The organism is Sulfitobacter dubius, assembly GCF_027214245.1.
In the GTDB taxonomy this organism is placed as follows: domain Bacteria; phylum Pseudomonadota; class Alphaproteobacteria; order Rhodobacterales; family Rhodobacteraceae; genus Sulfitobacter; species Sulfitobacter dubius_A.
Genome location: NZ_JAPWHM010000005.1, coordinates 350,454 through 365,946, shown reverse-complemented (window position 1 = coordinate 365,946; position 15,493 = coordinate 350,454). Strand labels below are relative to the sequence as shown.

Genomic DNA, 15,493 nt, shown 5'->3' with positions numbered 1-15,493 from the left:
CCTGAGATGACCACGCCAAACGACAGCCCTCCGCCGCAAGGCCGCCAGGTGATTCAGGCCTATCTGAAGTCGCTCGATTCCTCGCCGGGCGTCTACCGGATGCTCGATGCGGAGAGCCGCGTGCTCTATGTTGGCAAGGCGCGGAACCTGCGCGCGCGGGTGTCGTCCTATGCGCGGCCCACAGGGCATTCGGGGCGCATCTCAAGGATGATCGCTAATACCGCTTCGATGATGTTTCTGACCACCAAGACGGAAACCGAGGCGCTGCTGCTTGAACAGAACCTGATTAAACAGCTCAAGCCCAAGTTCAACGTGCTGCTGCGCGACGACAAGAGCTTTCCCAATATCCTTGTCACCGCCGATCACGACTACCCGCAGATCAAGAAACACCGTGGCGCGAAAAAGGAAAAGGGCAGCTACTACGGCCCCTTCGCCAGCGCGGGTGCGGTGAACCGCACGCTGAACCAGTTGCAGCGGGTGTTCCTGTTGCGTGATTGCTCCAACTCAATGTTCGACAGCCGCACACGGCCTTGCTTGCAGCATCAGATCAAACGCTGCTCTGCCCCCTGCGTCGGCAAAATCTCGGCCGAGGAATATCGTCAGACCGTCCGCGATGCGGAGCGGTTTCTAAGTGGCAAATCCACGGATATTCAGGGCCGTTTGGCGCGGGACATGGCCGAGGCATCGGAGGCGATGGAGTTTGAACGCGCCGCCGCTCTGCGCGACCGGATCAAGGCGCTGACGCAGGTGCAAACGGCCCAGGGCATTAACCCGCAGGGTGTGAACGAGGCCGATATCATCGCGCTGCATATGGAGGGCGGTCAGGCCTGCGTGCAGGTCTTCTTCATCCGTGCCAACCAGAACTGGGGCAACCGGGATTACTACCCCCGCGTCGGGGCCGATGTAGACGCCGCCGAGGTGCTGGAGGCTTTCATCAGCCAGTTCTACGACACCCGCGAGCCGCCACGGCAGTTGATCTTGAGCAATGAGATCGAAAGCCCCGATCTGATGGCCGAAGCGCTGAGCGGCAAGATTGGACGCAAGGTGGAACTGTTGGTGCCACAGCGGGGCGAGAAGGCCGAACTGGTCGACGGTGCCCTGCGCAATGCCCGCGAAAGCCTTGCCCGCAAGATGGCCGAGACGGCGACCCAGACCAAGCTGCTACAGGGGCTGGCCGATGCCTTTGATTTGCCAAAACCGCCCGAACGGATTGAGGTTTACGACAACTCGCATATCCAAGGCACCAATGCCGTTGGCGCGATGATTGTCGCGGGCCCCGAGGGCATGATGAAAAACCAATACCGCAAGTTCAACATCCGTGGTGACGACCTGACCCCCGGCGATGACTTTGGCATGATGAAAGAGGTGCTGCACCGCCGGTTTAAGCGCCTGATCAAAGAAGACCCTGACCGCAGTCGTGGGCTTTGGCCTGATCTGCTGCTGATTGATGGGGGCGCCGGGCAGGTGAGTGCCGTGGCCTCGATTATGGCGCAGCATGGGGTACAGGACATTCCGATGGTTGGCGTCGCCAAGGGCATTGATCGGGATGCGGGCAAGGAAGAGTTCCACCGCGTCGGCAAGCGCGTCATGGCGTTGCGGCACAATGATCCGGTGCTGTATTTCGTGCAGCGTCTGCGTGACGAGGCGCACCGTTTCGCCATCGGTACCCACCGCGCGAAACGCGCCAAGGGGGTCAGCGCCACGCCGCTCGATGATGTGCCGGGCGTCGGGGCCGCGCGCAAACGCGCGCTTTTGGCGCATTTCGGCTCGGCCAAGGCGGTGGGCCGCGCGAACCTCAGCGATCTTAAGGCCGTCGAAGGGGTGTCGGATGCGCTGGCAGAGACAATTTATGGCTACTTCCATGAAAAGGGTTAGGTATGCGCCCGCCGAAGGGCAGGCCGCTGGCGCGGTTTCGTCCTTTCAGCCGCGAACGGCGCAAGATAGGATAACGTCATGAAATGGAATTTGCCCAATATCCTGACCCTGCTCAGGCTGGTCGCGGCCCCCGGTGTGGCGGTCATGTTTCTCTATTTTACGCGCCCCTATGCCGACTGGTTCGCATTGGTGCTGTTTGTCGGGGCGGCGGTGACGGATTGGTTTGACGGCTACCTCGCCCGCGCTTGGGGGCAAGAGACCAAGCTGGGCGCCATGCTCGACCCGATTGCCGACAAAGCGATGGTGGTGATCGCGCTGATGGTGATCGTGGCCTTCTCAAGCTGGTCGCCTTGGCTGGTCTTGCCCGCCACGCTGATCCTATTTCGCGAGGTTTTTGTTTCGGGCCTGCGTGAATATCTGGGCGATGTCGCGGGCACTTTGAAGGTCACCCAACTGGCCAAGTGGAAGACGACCCTGCAGATGATCGCCATCGCCGTGCTGTTTTCTCAGGGCGTGTTCGAGCATTACCTTGGCATGAGTGTTTTCGGCATGGACCAGCAGATGATCGAAGCGATCCTTGATGGCGAGGTCGAAGATACTCTGGGGCTGGGTTGGAAACTCGCCGGGATGGAATGGGCCGGGCTGTTGGGGCTGGTCCTGCTGTGGATCGCCGCGGTGCTGACCGCCATCACCGGCTTTGACTACCTGCGCAAGGCGCTGCCGCATTTGAAGGAGCCAATCTAATGGACATCCTCTATTTTGCATGGGTTCGCGAACGGATCGGTCTGCCCCGCGAACGGGTGGAAAGCACCGCTGCGACCGTGGCCGAATTGGTCGAAGAATTGCGTGGCCGAGAGGAGCGTTACGAGATGGCGTTTTCTGATCTCTCCGCATTGCGCGTGGCCGTGGATCAGGAGTTGACCGATTTCGACGCCCCGCTGAAAGGCGCGCGCGAGGTGGCCTTTTTCCCACCGATGACCGGGGGCTGATCCATGCGCGTTTTGGTGCAGGAAGCGCCCTTTGATCTGGCCGAGGAAACCACGCGTTTCGCGATGGGCGAGGGCGACAGCGGTGCGATTGTGACCTTTACCGGCGTCGTGCGCGACAATGACGCGGGCACGCTGAGCGCGATGGAGATCGAACATTACCCGGGCATGACCGAAAAGGCGCTGCGCGAGATTGCGCAGCAGGCCGTTACGCGGTTCGAACTGCAAGATGCGCTGGTGATCCACCGTTATGGGCGGCTGGCCCCGGGTGAGCAGATCATGATGGTCGCCACGGCGGCGCGGCATCGCCGCAGCGCATTCGAGGCGGCGGAGTTTTTGATGGACTACCTTAAATCCCGCGCGCCATTCTGGAAGCGCGAGATCACGGCTGAGGGTGAGGCGTGGGTTGCCGCGAAAGACGAAGATGAGGCCGCGTTGAACCGCTGGTGAGCCTCTGCGTCAGGCGAAACGCCCGCCTTTTTCGATGACTTCGATCTGATAGCCATCCGGGTCCGTCACAAAGAAGAACTTTGCCACAGTCTCCCCCGCAGGGCGGAAATCAACGATGTCACGCGGGGCGGCACCGGCTTTGATCGCGGTGTCGCGGGCGGCTTTGAGGTCTTCGACCACAAAGGCCAGATGGCCATAACCGTCGCCCAGATTATAGGGCGTGTCGCGGTCCTTGTTGACCGTCAGTTCCAGCTCGAAATCGCCCGCAGCGTCGCGCAGGTAGATCAGCGTGAAGCTGTCGAAATCCAAACGGTCCGCAATCTTCAGCCCGAAAACGTCTTCGTAGAATTTCACTGATGCCGCCTCATCAAGGACGCGGATCATGGAATGGGCGAGTTTGGCCATGGGAGCCTCCTGAAGGGCGTGGGGTTAGGCTTTCTGACGCTCGATATAGGCGCGCATCTCTTCGGCCTCGTGGCGGGCGTCGCGCAGGCCGTCCATCGCGGCGCGCAACTCTGCCTCGGTCTGAGCAAGCTGATTGGTCAGTTCGGCTTCGCGTTGCTGCAGATAGGTGATCGCCTGATCGCGGGTTTCTTCGGCCTCGTGAAGCTCTTGGCTCATCCGGTCAAGCTGGGCCACATCATCGGCGGCCACACGGGTGAAGCGGTTCAGCAGCCAATTGGCGAACCATCCCATGCAGAAGGCCACGAAAAGAATGATGGCTGTTGCCAGGACAAACTCAGTTCTGCTCATCACCGCTGCCTTCTTCGGTTTCGTCGGATTCCCCGATCTCTTCTGCCGTGGTATCGCCCGTTTCTTCCGCAGATTCCAGCGCTGTTTCGTCTTCGGGCGTCTCAGCCTCGGGTTGGATCAGGCGGAATTCGATGCGGCGGTTGGCTTCGCGGCCATCCTCGGTCTTGTTGTCGGCGATGGGGTTTTCTTCGCCATAGCCCTTGGCAAGGAAGGACGAGGTCAGCACCCGGCGGGCGCGCAATTCGTTCAGAACCGATTCCGCGCGGCTTTGCGACAGCGACAGGTTCATCGATTCGCGGCCTTGGCTGTCGGTGTAGCCCTGAATTTCCAGCGGGATGTCACCGCAGCGTTTCAGCACCTCGGCGATATCATCCATCGTGCCCAGAGCGGCCGCGTCGATCGTGGCGCTGCCCGGCTCAAAAGTGATCTTGCCGATTTTCAGGATTTCGCGAATCTCGGCTTCGCATTCTTCGGGCGTGGGCAGACCCGCGATGGGGTCGAGCTTTTCTTGATAGGTGATGTCGATGCTGTAATCCGCACCTTCGCCCAGCTTGTCGGCCAGAAGTGAGGCAACGGTGGTGTTCGCGTCCTTGTTGCCGGTGTTGCCCATCACCTCAAGCCGGTCGGGCGTGACATTGACAGAGCCGTTGGCCAGCGAGGCCATGGCCTCCAGCCCGGTCAGGACGCGGGTGGCCCAATCGTCGGGCAGGGTCTCATCCAGACGTGCGGCGGTATAGACATTGGCCGATCCGAAATGCGATTTTGCGTAGCTGTCCGCCAGATCGCGCAGCCCCTCGGTCGAGAGCCGTCCGCGCAGTTGCACCTGCCCCTCGGGCGAGAGGGTGGCAGTGAATTCGGGCGGGCCTGCGTCGGGATCTTCGACTTTCGGCAGTTTTGCGGTCAGGGCGAAAACATCCGGAAGGGCGTTTTCCAACTCGCCCACAACGCGGTCGAATGTGTTGGACTCGGTGCCAGGCGCGGCCAGCAATGTAATGTCTGCATCTGCGAAAGAAATGGCGCCCTGGCCCACGCGGCTCAGCGCTTCGATGGCCAGCGCCACGGCGCGGCCCCAGTTCGGGCTGGGCACACCCAGACCAATGGTGCAATCGGCACTTTCTGACGCGCCGGCGGCGATGCCCGCTTTCAGGATGCGGTTGGCGGCGGCTTCGGTATCGGCAGAGCAAGCATCGAAACGCGCGCCTTCGGCGTCGATCTCAAACCGCAGGGTAAAGGGGGTGATCACTGGGCGGGGTGCCGCGATGTCGAGCCGCAGCCGCAGGCTGGGCGGGGCCGCGCGCTGCAGTTTGCGCTCCATCTGCGCCTTGGCGGCGGCGCTGTCGGCGATGGCGGTAATCGTCACGCGCCCCGCATCGACCGAGGCTTTGGCGCGGGGCAGGTCCGCCATGGCACGCACCGCAAAGTTCAGCGCGTCTTCCCAGCCTTCGGGGGCGGGATAGTCGGCAGATTCCAACAGGTCGGTTACCGTGGCGTCACCCGCCATGTCATCAAAGGCGTCGATCACCGCCTCGCGGTCGGTGCTGGTGGGGATCAGGCCAATGATCGAGATGCCCGCATCATTGCGCAGAACCTCGGCAGAGAAACGCGGCGGGGCGATGCCGGATTGGGCCTCGACCTCCATCTCGTCGATCACGCGAGCGGCGTCGACCACGGTGCCTGCGGTCGACAGGGCGCGGAAACGCACGGCCTCGGTCGGGGCGATCCCGGCGAGGGTGACTTGCAGACCATCGGCCTGCACCTCGGCCCATGTCATGCCCTGATCGTCCAGCGCGTCACGCACACCGATTTCGGAAGTATCCTCGATCAACTGCACCGAAAAGCTTGCCGCCACGAGAGAGACCACCCCTGCGGCTGCAAAGGTCAGGGCGATCATGAAAATGGCGAAGAGGCGCATGGGCGGCCTTCTGGTTGTTAAGCTCAAGACTTGATACGCGCGTCCTGCCGGGGGTGCAATCAGGCCAGAAGACTTGCTGCGAAAAACAACAGCGGGATCATGCCGGTATCGCGGTTAGCGCGAAAGAGCTGCAAGAGCTTGGCATTGTCTTTGGTGTCCAGCCCGCGCAATTGCCACGCCATATGCCATCCCATGGCCCAAGGCCCGCCAAGCGCAATCGCCAGCGCCAGCACCGAAGCCTGCGGCAACCCGGCATAGATCACGGCGATCCCCATCAAACCGACAGTCGCCATGAGGAAGCGCCGCAGCCATTTGCCAGAATTCTCTCCAAAGAGCCGGGCGGTGGATTTGACCCCGATCAGCGCGTCATCCTCGGCATCCTGATGGGCATAGATCGTGTCATAGAACAGCGTCCAAGCGATCCCGGCGAGGTAGAGCACCACGGCGGGCGCGTGCAACGTGCCCGCATGCGCCGTCCAAGCCAGCATCGCGCCCCAGTTAAAGGCGAGGCCCAGAAAGACCTGCGGCCACCATGTGAAGCGTTTGGCGAAGGGATAGACCGCCACCGGCAGCAGCGCCAGCACGCCCATGGCGATGGCCGCTTGGTTAAAGGAAAGCAGGATCAGCAGCGCCAGCAGCATTTGCCCCACCATCCACGCCAGCGCCTGTTTCACCGTGACCGCCCCCGAAGGGATCGGTCGCGAGCGGGTGCGCGCGACCTTTCCGTCGATGTTGCGATCGGTGATGTCGTTCCACGTACAGCCCGCCCCTCGCATCAGAAAGGCGCCGATGCCGCAGCCCGTGAAGATCCACAGATCCTCCCACCGGGGTGCCTGATCGAAAAGGATCGCAAGGCTCAGCCCCCACCAGCAGGGCAGCAGCAACAGCCATGTGCCAATGGGGCGGTCCGCGCGGCTCAGCCGCAGGTAGGGGCGCAGTCCGGCAGGGGCGTAACGGTCGACCCAATTGTCGGTCACAGCATCGGCAACAGGCGCATCGTGCGTAGCATCTGGCGAAGGCGGCTGGTTGTGCATATATCTGGCCCCATGAATGCGAAAATCAGATTGTATGTAGATCAGCCCTTGGGGCAGGGGCAAACGGTTCCTTTGGCGCGTGAGCAGGCGCATTATCTCTTTGGGGTGATGCGGCTGTCGGTTGGGGCAGGGGTGCTTTTGTTCAACGGGCGCGATGGCGAATGGCTGGCCGAAGTGGCCGAGGCGGGCAAACGCGGCGGGGTGCTGACCTGTATCGAACAGACCCGCCCGTTGCAGATGCCGCCGGATCTGTGGCTGCTTTTCGCGCCGATCAAAAAGACCCGGACAGATTTTATTGTTGAAAAAGCCGCCGAGATGGGCGCCTCGCGCATTGTCCCGGTGATGACTGAATTTACCAACGCAGGTCGCGTGCAGCAGGCGCGGCTTCAGGCTCATGCGGTCGAGGCGGCAGAGCAATGCGGCGGCACCTATGTGCCGGAAGTGGCCGAGGCGGTGAAGCTGGGGCGGCTGCTGGACCAATGGGACAGCACCCGGCAGATCATGTTTTGCGATGAGGCTTTGGCCGGGGAAAACGGCGCGCTTCCCATGGGCGCGCAAGGCCCATGGGCTATCCTCATCGGCCCCGAAGGTGGGTTCTCTGAGTCCGAACGCAAGCGCTTGCACGGGTTTGATCATGCCCACGCCGTCACGCTGGGGCCGCGCATCCTGCGGGCCGACACGGCGGCGGTGGCGGCGATGACGATGTGGCAGCAGGCTTTGGGAGATTGGTGATGCAAAAGGTGGCCCGATGAGTTTCCTGCGCCAAGGCGCCCGCGACCAGCTTTGGCGCTGGCGCGAAGCGATCGTCGGCGGCGGGCTGATGCTCTTTGGGCTCTGGCTGGTGGCCGGGCCGGGCTTTTTGCTGGCGGTGCCGGGATACGCTGCCCTTGCGGGCGGGGCTGCGCTGATCTGGCTCGGCGTGCAGCGCGCGCGGTTTCGCGGCGAGGGGGATGGCGCGGGGGCCGTTCAGGTTGTCGAGGGGCAGATCACCTATTTCGGCCCGCTGACCGGGGGCACGGTCGCTCTGCGCGAACTGCAGCGGCTCAGCCTCGACCGGCAGATGTTTCCCGCCCATTGGCGGCTTGAGCCGCGCGACGATGACCCCCCCTTGCTGATCCCGGTGAATGCCGCTGGCTCAGAGGCGCTTTTTGACGCTTTCGCCGCCCTGCCGGGGCTGCGCACCGAGCGGATGCTCTTTGAGTTGCGCAAGACCCGCCATGACGCCGTTGTGATCTGGGAGCGCGCGCCGCTGCGCCCGGCGCATGTCTTGCTGCATTGACAGCCCCGGCAATTCCGCCCATCCCTGCTAAACACGACGCCAAGTCGTCACCTTAGAAGACACCCAAGACGACCCTTCAAAACGGAGCCCTCGCAAATGTCCATTCCTCAATCCGGCGGCGGCCCGATCGAACATCATGACCAAATGGCGCAGTATCTGGCCGACGGTTGCAAGCCGCGCGAAGACTGGCGCATTGGCACCGAGCACGAGAAGTTCGGCTACTGCAAAGACACGCTCAAACCGCTCCCCTATGAGGGGGACCGCTCGATTCGGGTGATGTTGGAAGGTCTGCGCGACCGTCACAATTGGGCCCCTGTCGAAGAGGGTGGCAAGCTGATCGGGCTTGAGAAAGACGGTGCCAACATCAGTCTTGAGCCGGGCGGCCAGTTGGAGCTGTCAGGCGCGCCGGTCGAGACCATCCATGAGACCTGCGATGAGGTGAACACCCATCTGCGCGAAGTGAAAGACGTGGCCGATGAGATCGGCGTGGGCTTCATCGGTCTGGGGGCAGCGCCCGAATGGTCGCATGAGCAAATGGATCTGATGCCCAAGGGCCGTTACAAGCTGATGGACAGCTATATGCAAAAGGTCGGCACCATGGGCACCACCATGATGCGCCGCACTTGTACCGTTCAGGTCAACCTCGATTTCGCGAGTGAGGCCGACATGGTGCAAAAGATGCGCGTCGCCGTGGCGATGCAGCCGATCGCCAATGCGCTTTTCGCCAATTCACCCTTCCTCGACGGCAAGCCCAATGGCGTGAAATCCACCCGCGGTCTGGTTTGGCGCAATCTGGATGATGCCCGCACCGGGATGGTGCCTTTCGTCTTTGACGAAAGTTTCGGGTTCGAGGCTTGGGTGCAATATGCGCTCGATGTGCCGATGTATTTTGTCTACCGCGACGGTAAATATATCGACGCGCTTGGCCAGTCTTTCCGCGATTTCCTGAAAGGCGAACTGCCCGCGCTGCCTGGCGAAAAGCCAACGCTCAGCGATTGGGCCGACCATCTGACGACCCTTTTCCCCGAGGCGCGGGTTAAGAAATTCATTGAGATGCGCGGGGCCGATGGTGGCCCTTGGCGGCGTCTTTGCGCGCTGCCCGCCTTCTGGGTAGGGCTGATGTATGACCAATCCGCGCTGGATGGCGCTTGGGATTTGGTCAAGGACTGGGATGCAGAGACGCGGGAAGAACTGCGCGTCGCCGCCTCGACCCATGGCCTTCAGGCCGAGGTTGGCGGGCTCAAGATGCATGATCTTGCGCGCGAGGCGGTGGCCCTGTCAGAGGCCGGTTTGAAATCCCGCGCGCGTCCCGGTGCCGGTGGTCTTGTGCCGGATGAAACGCATTTCCTCAACGCCCTGCGCGACAGTATCGAGACAGGCCGCGTGCCTGCGGATGACTTGCTGGCAGATTATCATGGGCCATGGAACGGCGACCTAAGCCGTATCTACGCCGAATATTCCTACTAAAGCATGAAGAGGCTGATGCCGCCTTCGGTGCGGTGTCAGCCTTTCTGACCGATCCGCGATTCCGTACCTGCACGGATGCGGCGGATGTTGTCGCGGTGCCGCCAGAAGATCAGCAGTGTCAGCGCGATCCCCAAGAGCAGCATTTCCCCGTAGCCGAGAAATACCAGCAAGAAGGTTGAGCTCGCCGCCGCAGCTAGCGCGGACAGGGAAGAAATGCGCGAGATTACCGCCGTGATCAACCAGACCGCACAGCATGCCAGCCCAACCGGCCAAGCCAGCGCCAGCATGATGCCCAGAAAAGTCGCCACTCCCTTACCACCGCGAAAGGCCAGCCAGATCGGGTAACAATGGCCGATCATCGCCCCAAGTGCCGCCGCCTGCGCCGCATCTTCTCCCGCAAAGGCCCGCGCCAGCAACACCGCCACGGCCCCCTTGGCCCCATCCAGCAACAGCGTCAGCGCCGCGGCCTTTTTGTTGCCGGTGCGCAGCACATTGGTCGCGCCGATATTGCCCGACCCGATATCGCGCAGGTTGCCCAGCCCCATCAGCCGCGCCAACAACATGCCAAAAGCGATGGAGCCGATGATATAGCCCGCCAGCGCCCAGAAAAGGATCATTTCAATAGAAGTGTCGATAGGGGGCATCAATTCGCCTCGTAAACGCAGGAGCCTGCTACATAAGTTGCCACGACCTTACCCTGCATCCGCATCCCGTCAAAGGGCGTGTTGCGGGATTTTGACCGCAGCGTCGCGCGGTCCAACACGAAGGGCGTGTCGGGGTTGAACAGCACCATATCCGCAGGCGCCCCCACGGCAATCCGCCCGCCGGGTAGGCCGAGCCGTTTGGCCGGGTTCAGCGACAGCGCGCGCCAAAGCGTCGGCAGATCCATCATCTCAGCATGGACCAGTCGCAGGGCGGCGGGCAGCAGTGTTTCCAGCCCGACCGCGCCGCTGGCGGCTTCCTCAAACGGCAAGCGTTTGCTTTCTTCATCCTGTGGGGTATGCATGGAGCAGATGATGTCGATGAGGCCGCTGGCGACGGCTTCGACCACGGCGATGCGGTCTTCCTCGTCGCGCAACGGGGGCTTCACCTTAAAGAAGGTGCGGTAGTCGGCCACATCCAGTGCGTTCAGCGTCAGGTGGTGGATGCCCACGCCCGCGGTGATGTCGAGCCCGTTGCGTTTGGCGCGCTCCAGCGCGGGCAGGGCGCGGGCCGTGGTGATCTGATCCGCATGGTAGCGCGCGCCGGTCATCTCAATGAGGGCGATGTCGCGGTCCAGCCCCATCCGCTCGGCCATGGGCGAGACGGCAGGCAACCCGCGCAGCGAGGCGAATTTGCCGGAGGTGACGGCCGCCCCCTTGCTCAGCCCCGGATCCTGCGGATGCGCGATGACCAGCGCGCCGAGGCTTCGGGCATAGGTCAGCGCGCGAGAGAAGACTTTGGTATCCGTCACCACGCGGTCGCAATCGGTAAAGGCGGCGGCACCGGCGTCCATCAGGAAGCCAATCTCGGTCATCTCGCGCCCCTCGCGGCCTTTGGTGAGCGCGGCCATGGGCACCACGTTCACCGGGGCGGCCTCATTAGCGCGGCGGGTGACGAATTCGAGTGTCTCGGGACTATCGATGGCGGGGTCTGTATCAGGGCGCGTGACCATCGTGGTCACCCCGCCCGCCGCCGCCGCCAGCCCGGCAGAGCGGTAGCTTTCCTTGTGCCGCTCGCCCGGTTCGCAAACTTTCACGCCAATATCGACGATGCCGGGGGCGAGGATATGACCACTGCAATCCATCACCTCCGCGCCGTCGGGCGCTGTGGCGTCACCGTCCAGAACCTCGGCAATCACCCCGTTGCGGACCAAAACCGCGGCGGGCTCAAGGGTGCCCGCCTGAGGGTCAAGAAGGCGCAGATTGGTGAAGAACTGGGTCATGGGCGGGCCTTTGATGCGATAGCAGATGCGCCGCTGTCATGCCCCAAATCGCCCCCTAGACCAAGCGGTTTTCGCGGTTTTCTGAGGCAGGTATCGCCCTTAACCGCCGATCCAAATCATCATTCCAACCACGCCAAAGGCCACCAGAAGGGCGACCATGGCAATACGGCCAGACATTTTGGGATCGTGTTCAGGTTCTTGCATGGGCCAGATGTAGCCCGCTAGCACCAAGGGTGCCAGCGGTTTTCGCGCTTAGGCCAGCAGCCACCAGATAACCAGCAAGATCAATGCGACGACGGCCACGATCACCATCGTCTTGCCGCCACCGCCCTTTGCAGGCTCAGCCGGAGAGACGCGGGGGATGCCAGTGTAGGGCTGCGCGGCTTCGGCTTCCATCGCTTGCACGGGCGTGTCGGGGCCGCCTTCGGTATAGGTGCCGATATGGGTCAGCGCCGGGATCGGGGCCAGTTGCAGCGACTGTCCGGCGAATGCGCGGGAGTAGACGATCATCACCCAGCCGTCGAGCGCGGCAAGCTTGCTGCGGTCCGTCTCGATCTGATCGGGGTTCACGCCATTGCCGTCGCGCAGATAGCCCGCGAGCCCCAGTTGATCGAGGTCGGCCACCCGGAAGACCTCTGTATAGGCCGCGTCGATCCGCTCAATCCCAAGGGCCGCGGCCTGTGCGGTCTCATCATCGCGCATCGCGCGCGCCTCGGCATCCGAGAGCGAGAGGGTATAGACCCGGACCTTGCCGGCTTCTTGCGGGGCGACTTCTGTATGGGGCATGACGGCTTCCTTTGACTGTTCTCAGGAAAACGCCGCATGGCCCTTTGGGGTTCCGCTCAAGCGGCGCCGGGCTGGGCGGCGATGTGGTTGCGCGCCAGCAGGTCCATCGCGGCCATGCGCACGGCGACGCCCATCTCGACCTGATCTTGAATGACGGAACGGTTGATGTCGTCGGCCAAGGTGCCGTCAATCTCGACCCCGCGGTTCATCGGGCCGGGGTGCATGACGATGGCGTCGGGGCTAGCATGGGCGAGCTTTTCGGCATCCAGCCCGTAGCGGTGGTAATACTCGCGCTCCGACGGGATGAAGCCGCCGTCCATCCGCTCTTTCTGAAGTCGCAGCATCATCACCACGTCGACGCCTTCGAGGCCTTTTTTCATGTCGTCAAAGACTTCGACGCCAAATTGGTCGATCTGGCTCGGCATCAGTGTCGGCGGGCCGACAAGGCGGATGCGGTTCTCCATCTTGCCAAGCAGCAAAATGTTCGACCGTGCCACGCGGCTGTGCGCGATGTCGCCACAAATCGCGATGCTGAGGCGGTGCAGCCGCCCCTTGGCGCGGCGGATCGTCAACGCATCCAGCAGCGCCTGCGTGGGGTGCTCGTGCCGCCCGTCGCCTGCGTTGAGAACCGCGCAATTTACTTTCTGCGCCAGCAGGTCCACCGCGCCCGACTGCGGGTGACGCACGACCAGCAGATCGGGGTGCATGGCATTGAGCGTCATCGCCGTGTCGATCAGCGTCTCGCCCTTTTTGATCGAGCTGGCCTGCATCGCCATGTTCATCACATCCGCACCAAGACGCTTGCCCGCGATCTCGAAACTCGCCTGCGTGCGGGTGGAGTTTTCAAAAAACATGTTGATCTGCGTCAGCCCGCGCAGCGCGTCCGAATGCTTGTTCGGCTGGCGGTTACGGTCGGCATAGGTGTCGGCCAAATCCAGAAGGGTGGTAATGTCGGATTGCGAGAGCTGTTCGATGCCAAGCAGGTGGCGATGGGCGAATGACATGGTGGCGATCCCTTCTGCTGTTGCCGCCTTATAGGCGCGGGTGGCTTGGCAGGTAAAGCGCAGCGATAGGGCATTTCGCCCCCCGCGCGCAGAGCGTAAGCTGCGGCCATGGAATCATTCGATTATCATCAGGCGGCAGAGATGCTGGCGTGGCAGGTTGAGCTTGGCGCGACCGAGGCGATTTGCGACGCGCCGGTCAACCGCTATGAGGTGCCCGCAAGCCCGCCCAAAGCCAGTGCCAAGATTGGCAAGGGCCCCCAGCCTTTGCAGGCGTCGGAAACGCCCGACCCCGTCGCTTTGGCCCGCCGCGCCGCGCGGGGCGCGCAGACCTTGGAAGAGTTGCGCGCCGCGGTCCAAGGGTTCGAACATTGCGAGCTTCACAAAGGCGCACGCAATCTGGTCTTTGCCGATGGGGTGCCGGGCGCGCCTTTGATGATCTTTGGCGAAGCGCCCGACCGCGACGAAGACCGCGCGGGCAAGCCTTTCGTGGGGCGCACGGGTCAGATGCTTGACCGGATGCTGGCCGCGATCGACATGGGGCGGGACCGCAATGTCTACCTGTCGAATATCCTGCCGTGGCGCACGCCGCAGGGGCGCGACCCGAAACCGGATGAGATTGCGATGATGCGCCCCTTTGTGCAGCGTCATATCGAGTTGGCCAAGCCCAAGGTGCTGGTGCTCTTTGGCAATTGGTCCTGCCAGTCGCTGCTGGAAAAACGCAGCATTATGCGGTTGCGGGGCAATTGGACAAAGGCCGCCGATCTCTCTTGCATGCCGATGGTGCATCCCGGCTACCTTCTGCGCAACCCCGAGGCCAAGCGCGAGGCTTGGGCTGATCTGCTTAGCGTTCAGGCGAAGCTGCGCGATGGTTGATGCGCTGACCCTTCTCGCTTTCGTGCCCGCCGCCTTGGCGCTGAACCTGACACCGGGGGCGGATATGATGTTTTGCCTTGGGCAGGGGCTGCGTTCGGGCCCGCGTGCCGCGCTGGCGGCGAGTGCGGGGATCTCCGCGGGCGCTTTGGTGCATGTGACGCTGGCGGGGCTTGGCCTTGGTGCGCTGGTGGCGGCGCTGCCTTGGGCGCTTGATCTGATCCGCTGGCTCGGCGTGGCCTATTTGCTGTGGCTTGCGGTTCAAACGCTGCGACAAGCCGGAAAACCGCGGGATACGACACCCGGCATGGGCGGCTGGCGGGCGTTTAATACCGGGTTTATCGTCAATCTGACCAACCCCAAGGTGATCCTTTTCGTGCTGGCGTTCTTGCCGCAATTCGTGGTGCCCGACGCCGGGCCGGTCTTAGCGCAGTTCCTGACCTTTGGCGCGGTGCTGGCTTTGGGCGGTTTCGTCATCAACGGCGCGGTGGGTGTTTTCGCTGCCGGGATCGGGCGGCGGCTGGCTGGCGGCGGGCGTGTGCTCGGCTGGATCAGCAGCGGTATTTTCGTGGCACTGGCCGCGCGTTTGGCAATGATGGAGCGGACATGAGCAGGATCGACGACAGCCGGGAGTTCATCCCCGTGAGAATCGCCGTGCTGACCGTCTCGGACAGCCGCAGCTTGGCCGAGGACCGCTCCGGCGATGTTTTGGTCGCGCGGATTGAAGCGGCGAGCCATGTGCTGGCGGCGCGCGAAATCGTGACCGACGACCGCCCCGCCATCGCGGCGCAACTGCGCGACTGGTGCGCGGACCCTGAGATTGACGTGGTGATCAGCACCGGCGGCACCGGCCTCACCGGGCGCGACGTAACGGTCGAAGCGCACCGCGATGTCTATGAGAAAGAGATCGACGCTTTCGGCACGGTTTTCACCATGATTTCAATGGAGAAGATCGGCACCAGCGCCGTGCAAAGCCGCGCCACAGGCGGCGTGGCGCAGGGGACGTATCTCTTCGCGTTGCCCGGCAGCCCGGGGGCCTGCAAAGACGCATGGGACGGCATTCTGCTCAAGCAGTTGGACTACCGCCATATGCCCTGCAACTTCGTTGAGATCATGCCCCGGCTGGACGAGCATCAGCGCCGCAAGTAGCGCC

At 62.9% G+C, this 15,493-nt stretch carries 18 protein-coding genes; 10 read left to right on the top strand and 8 right to left on the bottom strand.

Annotated elements, in window-relative coordinates:
- Positions 1-6: 6 nt before the first annotated feature.
- The 4 genes from uvrC (at position 7) to O4H31_RS14720 (ending at position 3,311) form a co-directional block, all read left to right on the top strand.
- Positions 7-1,875 carry an excinuclease ABC subunit UvrC gene (gene uvrC / locus O4H31_RS14735; RefSeq protein ID WP_269346957.1) on the top strand — a complete coding sequence of 623 codons (1,869 nt, stop codon included), beginning with the start codon at positions 7-9 and terminating at the stop codon, positions 1,873-1,875.
- A 78-nt stretch (positions 1,876-1,953) separates the two neighbouring features.
- Positions 1,954-2,619 carry a CDP-diacylglycerol--glycerol-3-phosphate 3-phosphatidyltransferase gene (pgsA, locus tag O4H31_RS14730; protein WP_067628893.1) on the top strand — a complete coding sequence of 222 codons (666 nt, stop codon included), beginning with the start codon at positions 1,954-1,956 and terminating at the stop codon, positions 2,617-2,619.
- Positions 2,619-2,864, top strand: coding sequence for a molybdopterin converting factor subunit 1 (moaD, locus tag O4H31_RS14725; protein ID WP_269346954.1), 246 nt, complete (start codon positions 2,619-2,621; stop codon positions 2,862-2,864). The genes pgsA and moaD overlap by 1 nt, the downstream gene beginning before the upstream one ends.
- A 3-nt stretch (positions 2,865-2,867) precedes the next feature.
- Positions 2,868-3,311 (top strand): molybdenum cofactor biosynthesis protein MoaE, encoded by a 444-nt coding sequence (locus O4H31_RS14720; protein ID WP_269346952.1) that lies wholly within the window; start codon positions 2,868-2,870, stop codon positions 3,309-3,311.
- 9 nt (positions 3,312-3,320) lie between these two features.
- Here the strand turns inward: O4H31_RS14720 and O4H31_RS14715 are convergent, their stop codons facing one another.
- From O4H31_RS14715 to ubiA, 4 genes are read right to left on the bottom strand one after another with little or no spacing between them, the layout of a single operon-like run.
- On the bottom strand, positions 3,321-3,716 hold the full coding sequence (locus O4H31_RS14715) for a VOC family protein (protein ID WP_269346951.1): 396 nt from the start codon (positions 3,714-3,716) through the stop codon (positions 3,321-3,323).
- A gap of 24 nt (positions 3,717-3,740) precedes the next feature.
- The gene (locus tag O4H31_RS14710) at positions 3,741-4,064 is read right to left on the bottom strand and encodes a hypothetical protein (RefSeq protein WP_007118939.1); all 324 of its coding nucleotides are present in this window, start codon (positions 4,062-4,064) and stop codon (positions 3,741-3,743) included.
- On the bottom strand, positions 4,051-5,976 hold the full coding sequence (locus tag O4H31_RS14705) for an OmpA family protein (RefSeq protein ID WP_269346948.1): 1,926 nt from the start codon (positions 5,974-5,976) through the stop codon (positions 4,051-4,053). Before O4H31_RS14705 ends, O4H31_RS14710 begins: the two co-directional genes overlap by 14 nt.
- Positions 5,977-6,035: 59 nt before the next feature.
- Positions 6,036-7,010: a 4-hydroxybenzoate octaprenyltransferase gene (gene ubiA / locus O4H31_RS14700; protein ID WP_269346946.1), complete on the bottom strand. Its 975-nt coding sequence runs from the start codon at positions 7,008-7,010 to the stop codon at positions 6,036-6,038.
- 12 nt (positions 7,011-7,022) lie between these two features.
- Between ubiA and O4H31_RS14695 the strand changes: the two genes are divergently transcribed.
- The 3 genes from O4H31_RS14695 (at position 7,023) to O4H31_RS14685 (ending at position 9,756) form a co-directional block, all read left to right on the top strand.
- Positions 7,023-7,742 carry a 16S rRNA (uracil(1498)-N(3))-methyltransferase gene (locus O4H31_RS14695; protein ID WP_269346944.1) on the top strand — a complete coding sequence of 240 codons (720 nt, stop codon included), beginning with the start codon at positions 7,023-7,025 and terminating at the stop codon, positions 7,740-7,742.
- Between the two features lie 16 nt (positions 7,743-7,758).
- Entirely contained in the window at positions 7,759-8,289 is a 531-nt protein-coding gene (locus tag O4H31_RS14690) for a hypothetical protein (protein WP_269346943.1), read from the top strand.
- Between the two features lie 96 nt (positions 8,290-8,385).
- Positions 8,386-9,756 (top strand): glutamate--cysteine ligase, encoded by a 1,371-nt coding sequence (locus O4H31_RS14685; RefSeq protein WP_269346941.1) that lies wholly within the window; start codon positions 8,386-8,388, stop codon positions 9,754-9,756.
- Positions 9,757-9,791: 35 nt separating this feature from the next.
- On the opposite strand, the gene plsY is transcribed toward O4H31_RS14685, so the two are convergent.
- The 4 genes from plsY to O4H31_RS14665 form a co-directional block, all read right to left on the bottom strand.
- A complete protein-coding gene (gene plsY, locus O4H31_RS14680; RefSeq protein ID WP_269346939.1) occupies positions 9,792-10,400 on the bottom strand; it encodes a glycerol-3-phosphate 1-O-acyltransferase PlsY in 609 nt (202 codons plus the stop codon).
- Complete coding sequence (gene pyrC, locus O4H31_RS14675) at positions 10,400-11,680, bottom strand: dihydroorotase (RefSeq protein WP_269346937.1); 1,281 nt, start codon at positions 11,678-11,680, stop codon at positions 10,400-10,402. Before pyrC ends, plsY begins: the two co-directional genes overlap by 1 nt.
- Positions 11,681-11,932: 252 nt before the next feature.
- Positions 11,933-12,466, bottom strand: coding sequence for a hypothetical protein (locus tag O4H31_RS14670; RefSeq protein ID WP_269346936.1), 534 nt, complete (start codon positions 12,464-12,466; stop codon positions 11,933-11,935).
- 56 nt (positions 12,467-12,522) lie between these two features.
- Positions 12,523-13,470 carry an aspartate carbamoyltransferase catalytic subunit gene (locus tag O4H31_RS14665; RefSeq protein WP_067265620.1) on the bottom strand — a complete coding sequence of 316 codons (948 nt, stop codon included), beginning with the start codon at positions 13,468-13,470 and terminating at the stop codon, positions 12,523-12,525.
- Between the two features lie 108 nt (positions 13,471-13,578).
- Here O4H31_RS14665 and O4H31_RS14660 point away from each other — a divergent pair, with 108 nt between their 5' ends.
- From O4H31_RS14660 to moaB, 3 genes are read left to right on the top strand one after another with little or no spacing between them, the layout of a single operon-like run.
- Positions 13,579-14,343 carry a uracil-DNA glycosylase gene (locus O4H31_RS14660; protein ID WP_269346934.1) on the top strand — a complete coding sequence of 255 codons (765 nt, stop codon included), beginning with the start codon at positions 13,579-13,581 and terminating at the stop codon, positions 14,341-14,343.
- Positions 14,336-14,950, top strand: a complete 615-nt coding sequence (locus O4H31_RS14655) for a LysE family translocator (protein ID WP_259984291.1) — start codon at positions 14,336-14,338, stop codon at positions 14,948-14,950. The genes O4H31_RS14660 and O4H31_RS14655 overlap by 8 nt, the downstream gene beginning before the upstream one ends.
- Entirely contained in the window at positions 14,947-15,489 is a 543-nt protein-coding gene (gene moaB, locus O4H31_RS14650) for a molybdenum cofactor biosynthesis protein B (RefSeq protein WP_269346933.1), read from the top strand. Before O4H31_RS14655 ends, moaB begins: the two co-directional genes overlap by 4 nt.
- Positions 15,490-15,493 lie beyond the last annotated feature (4 nt).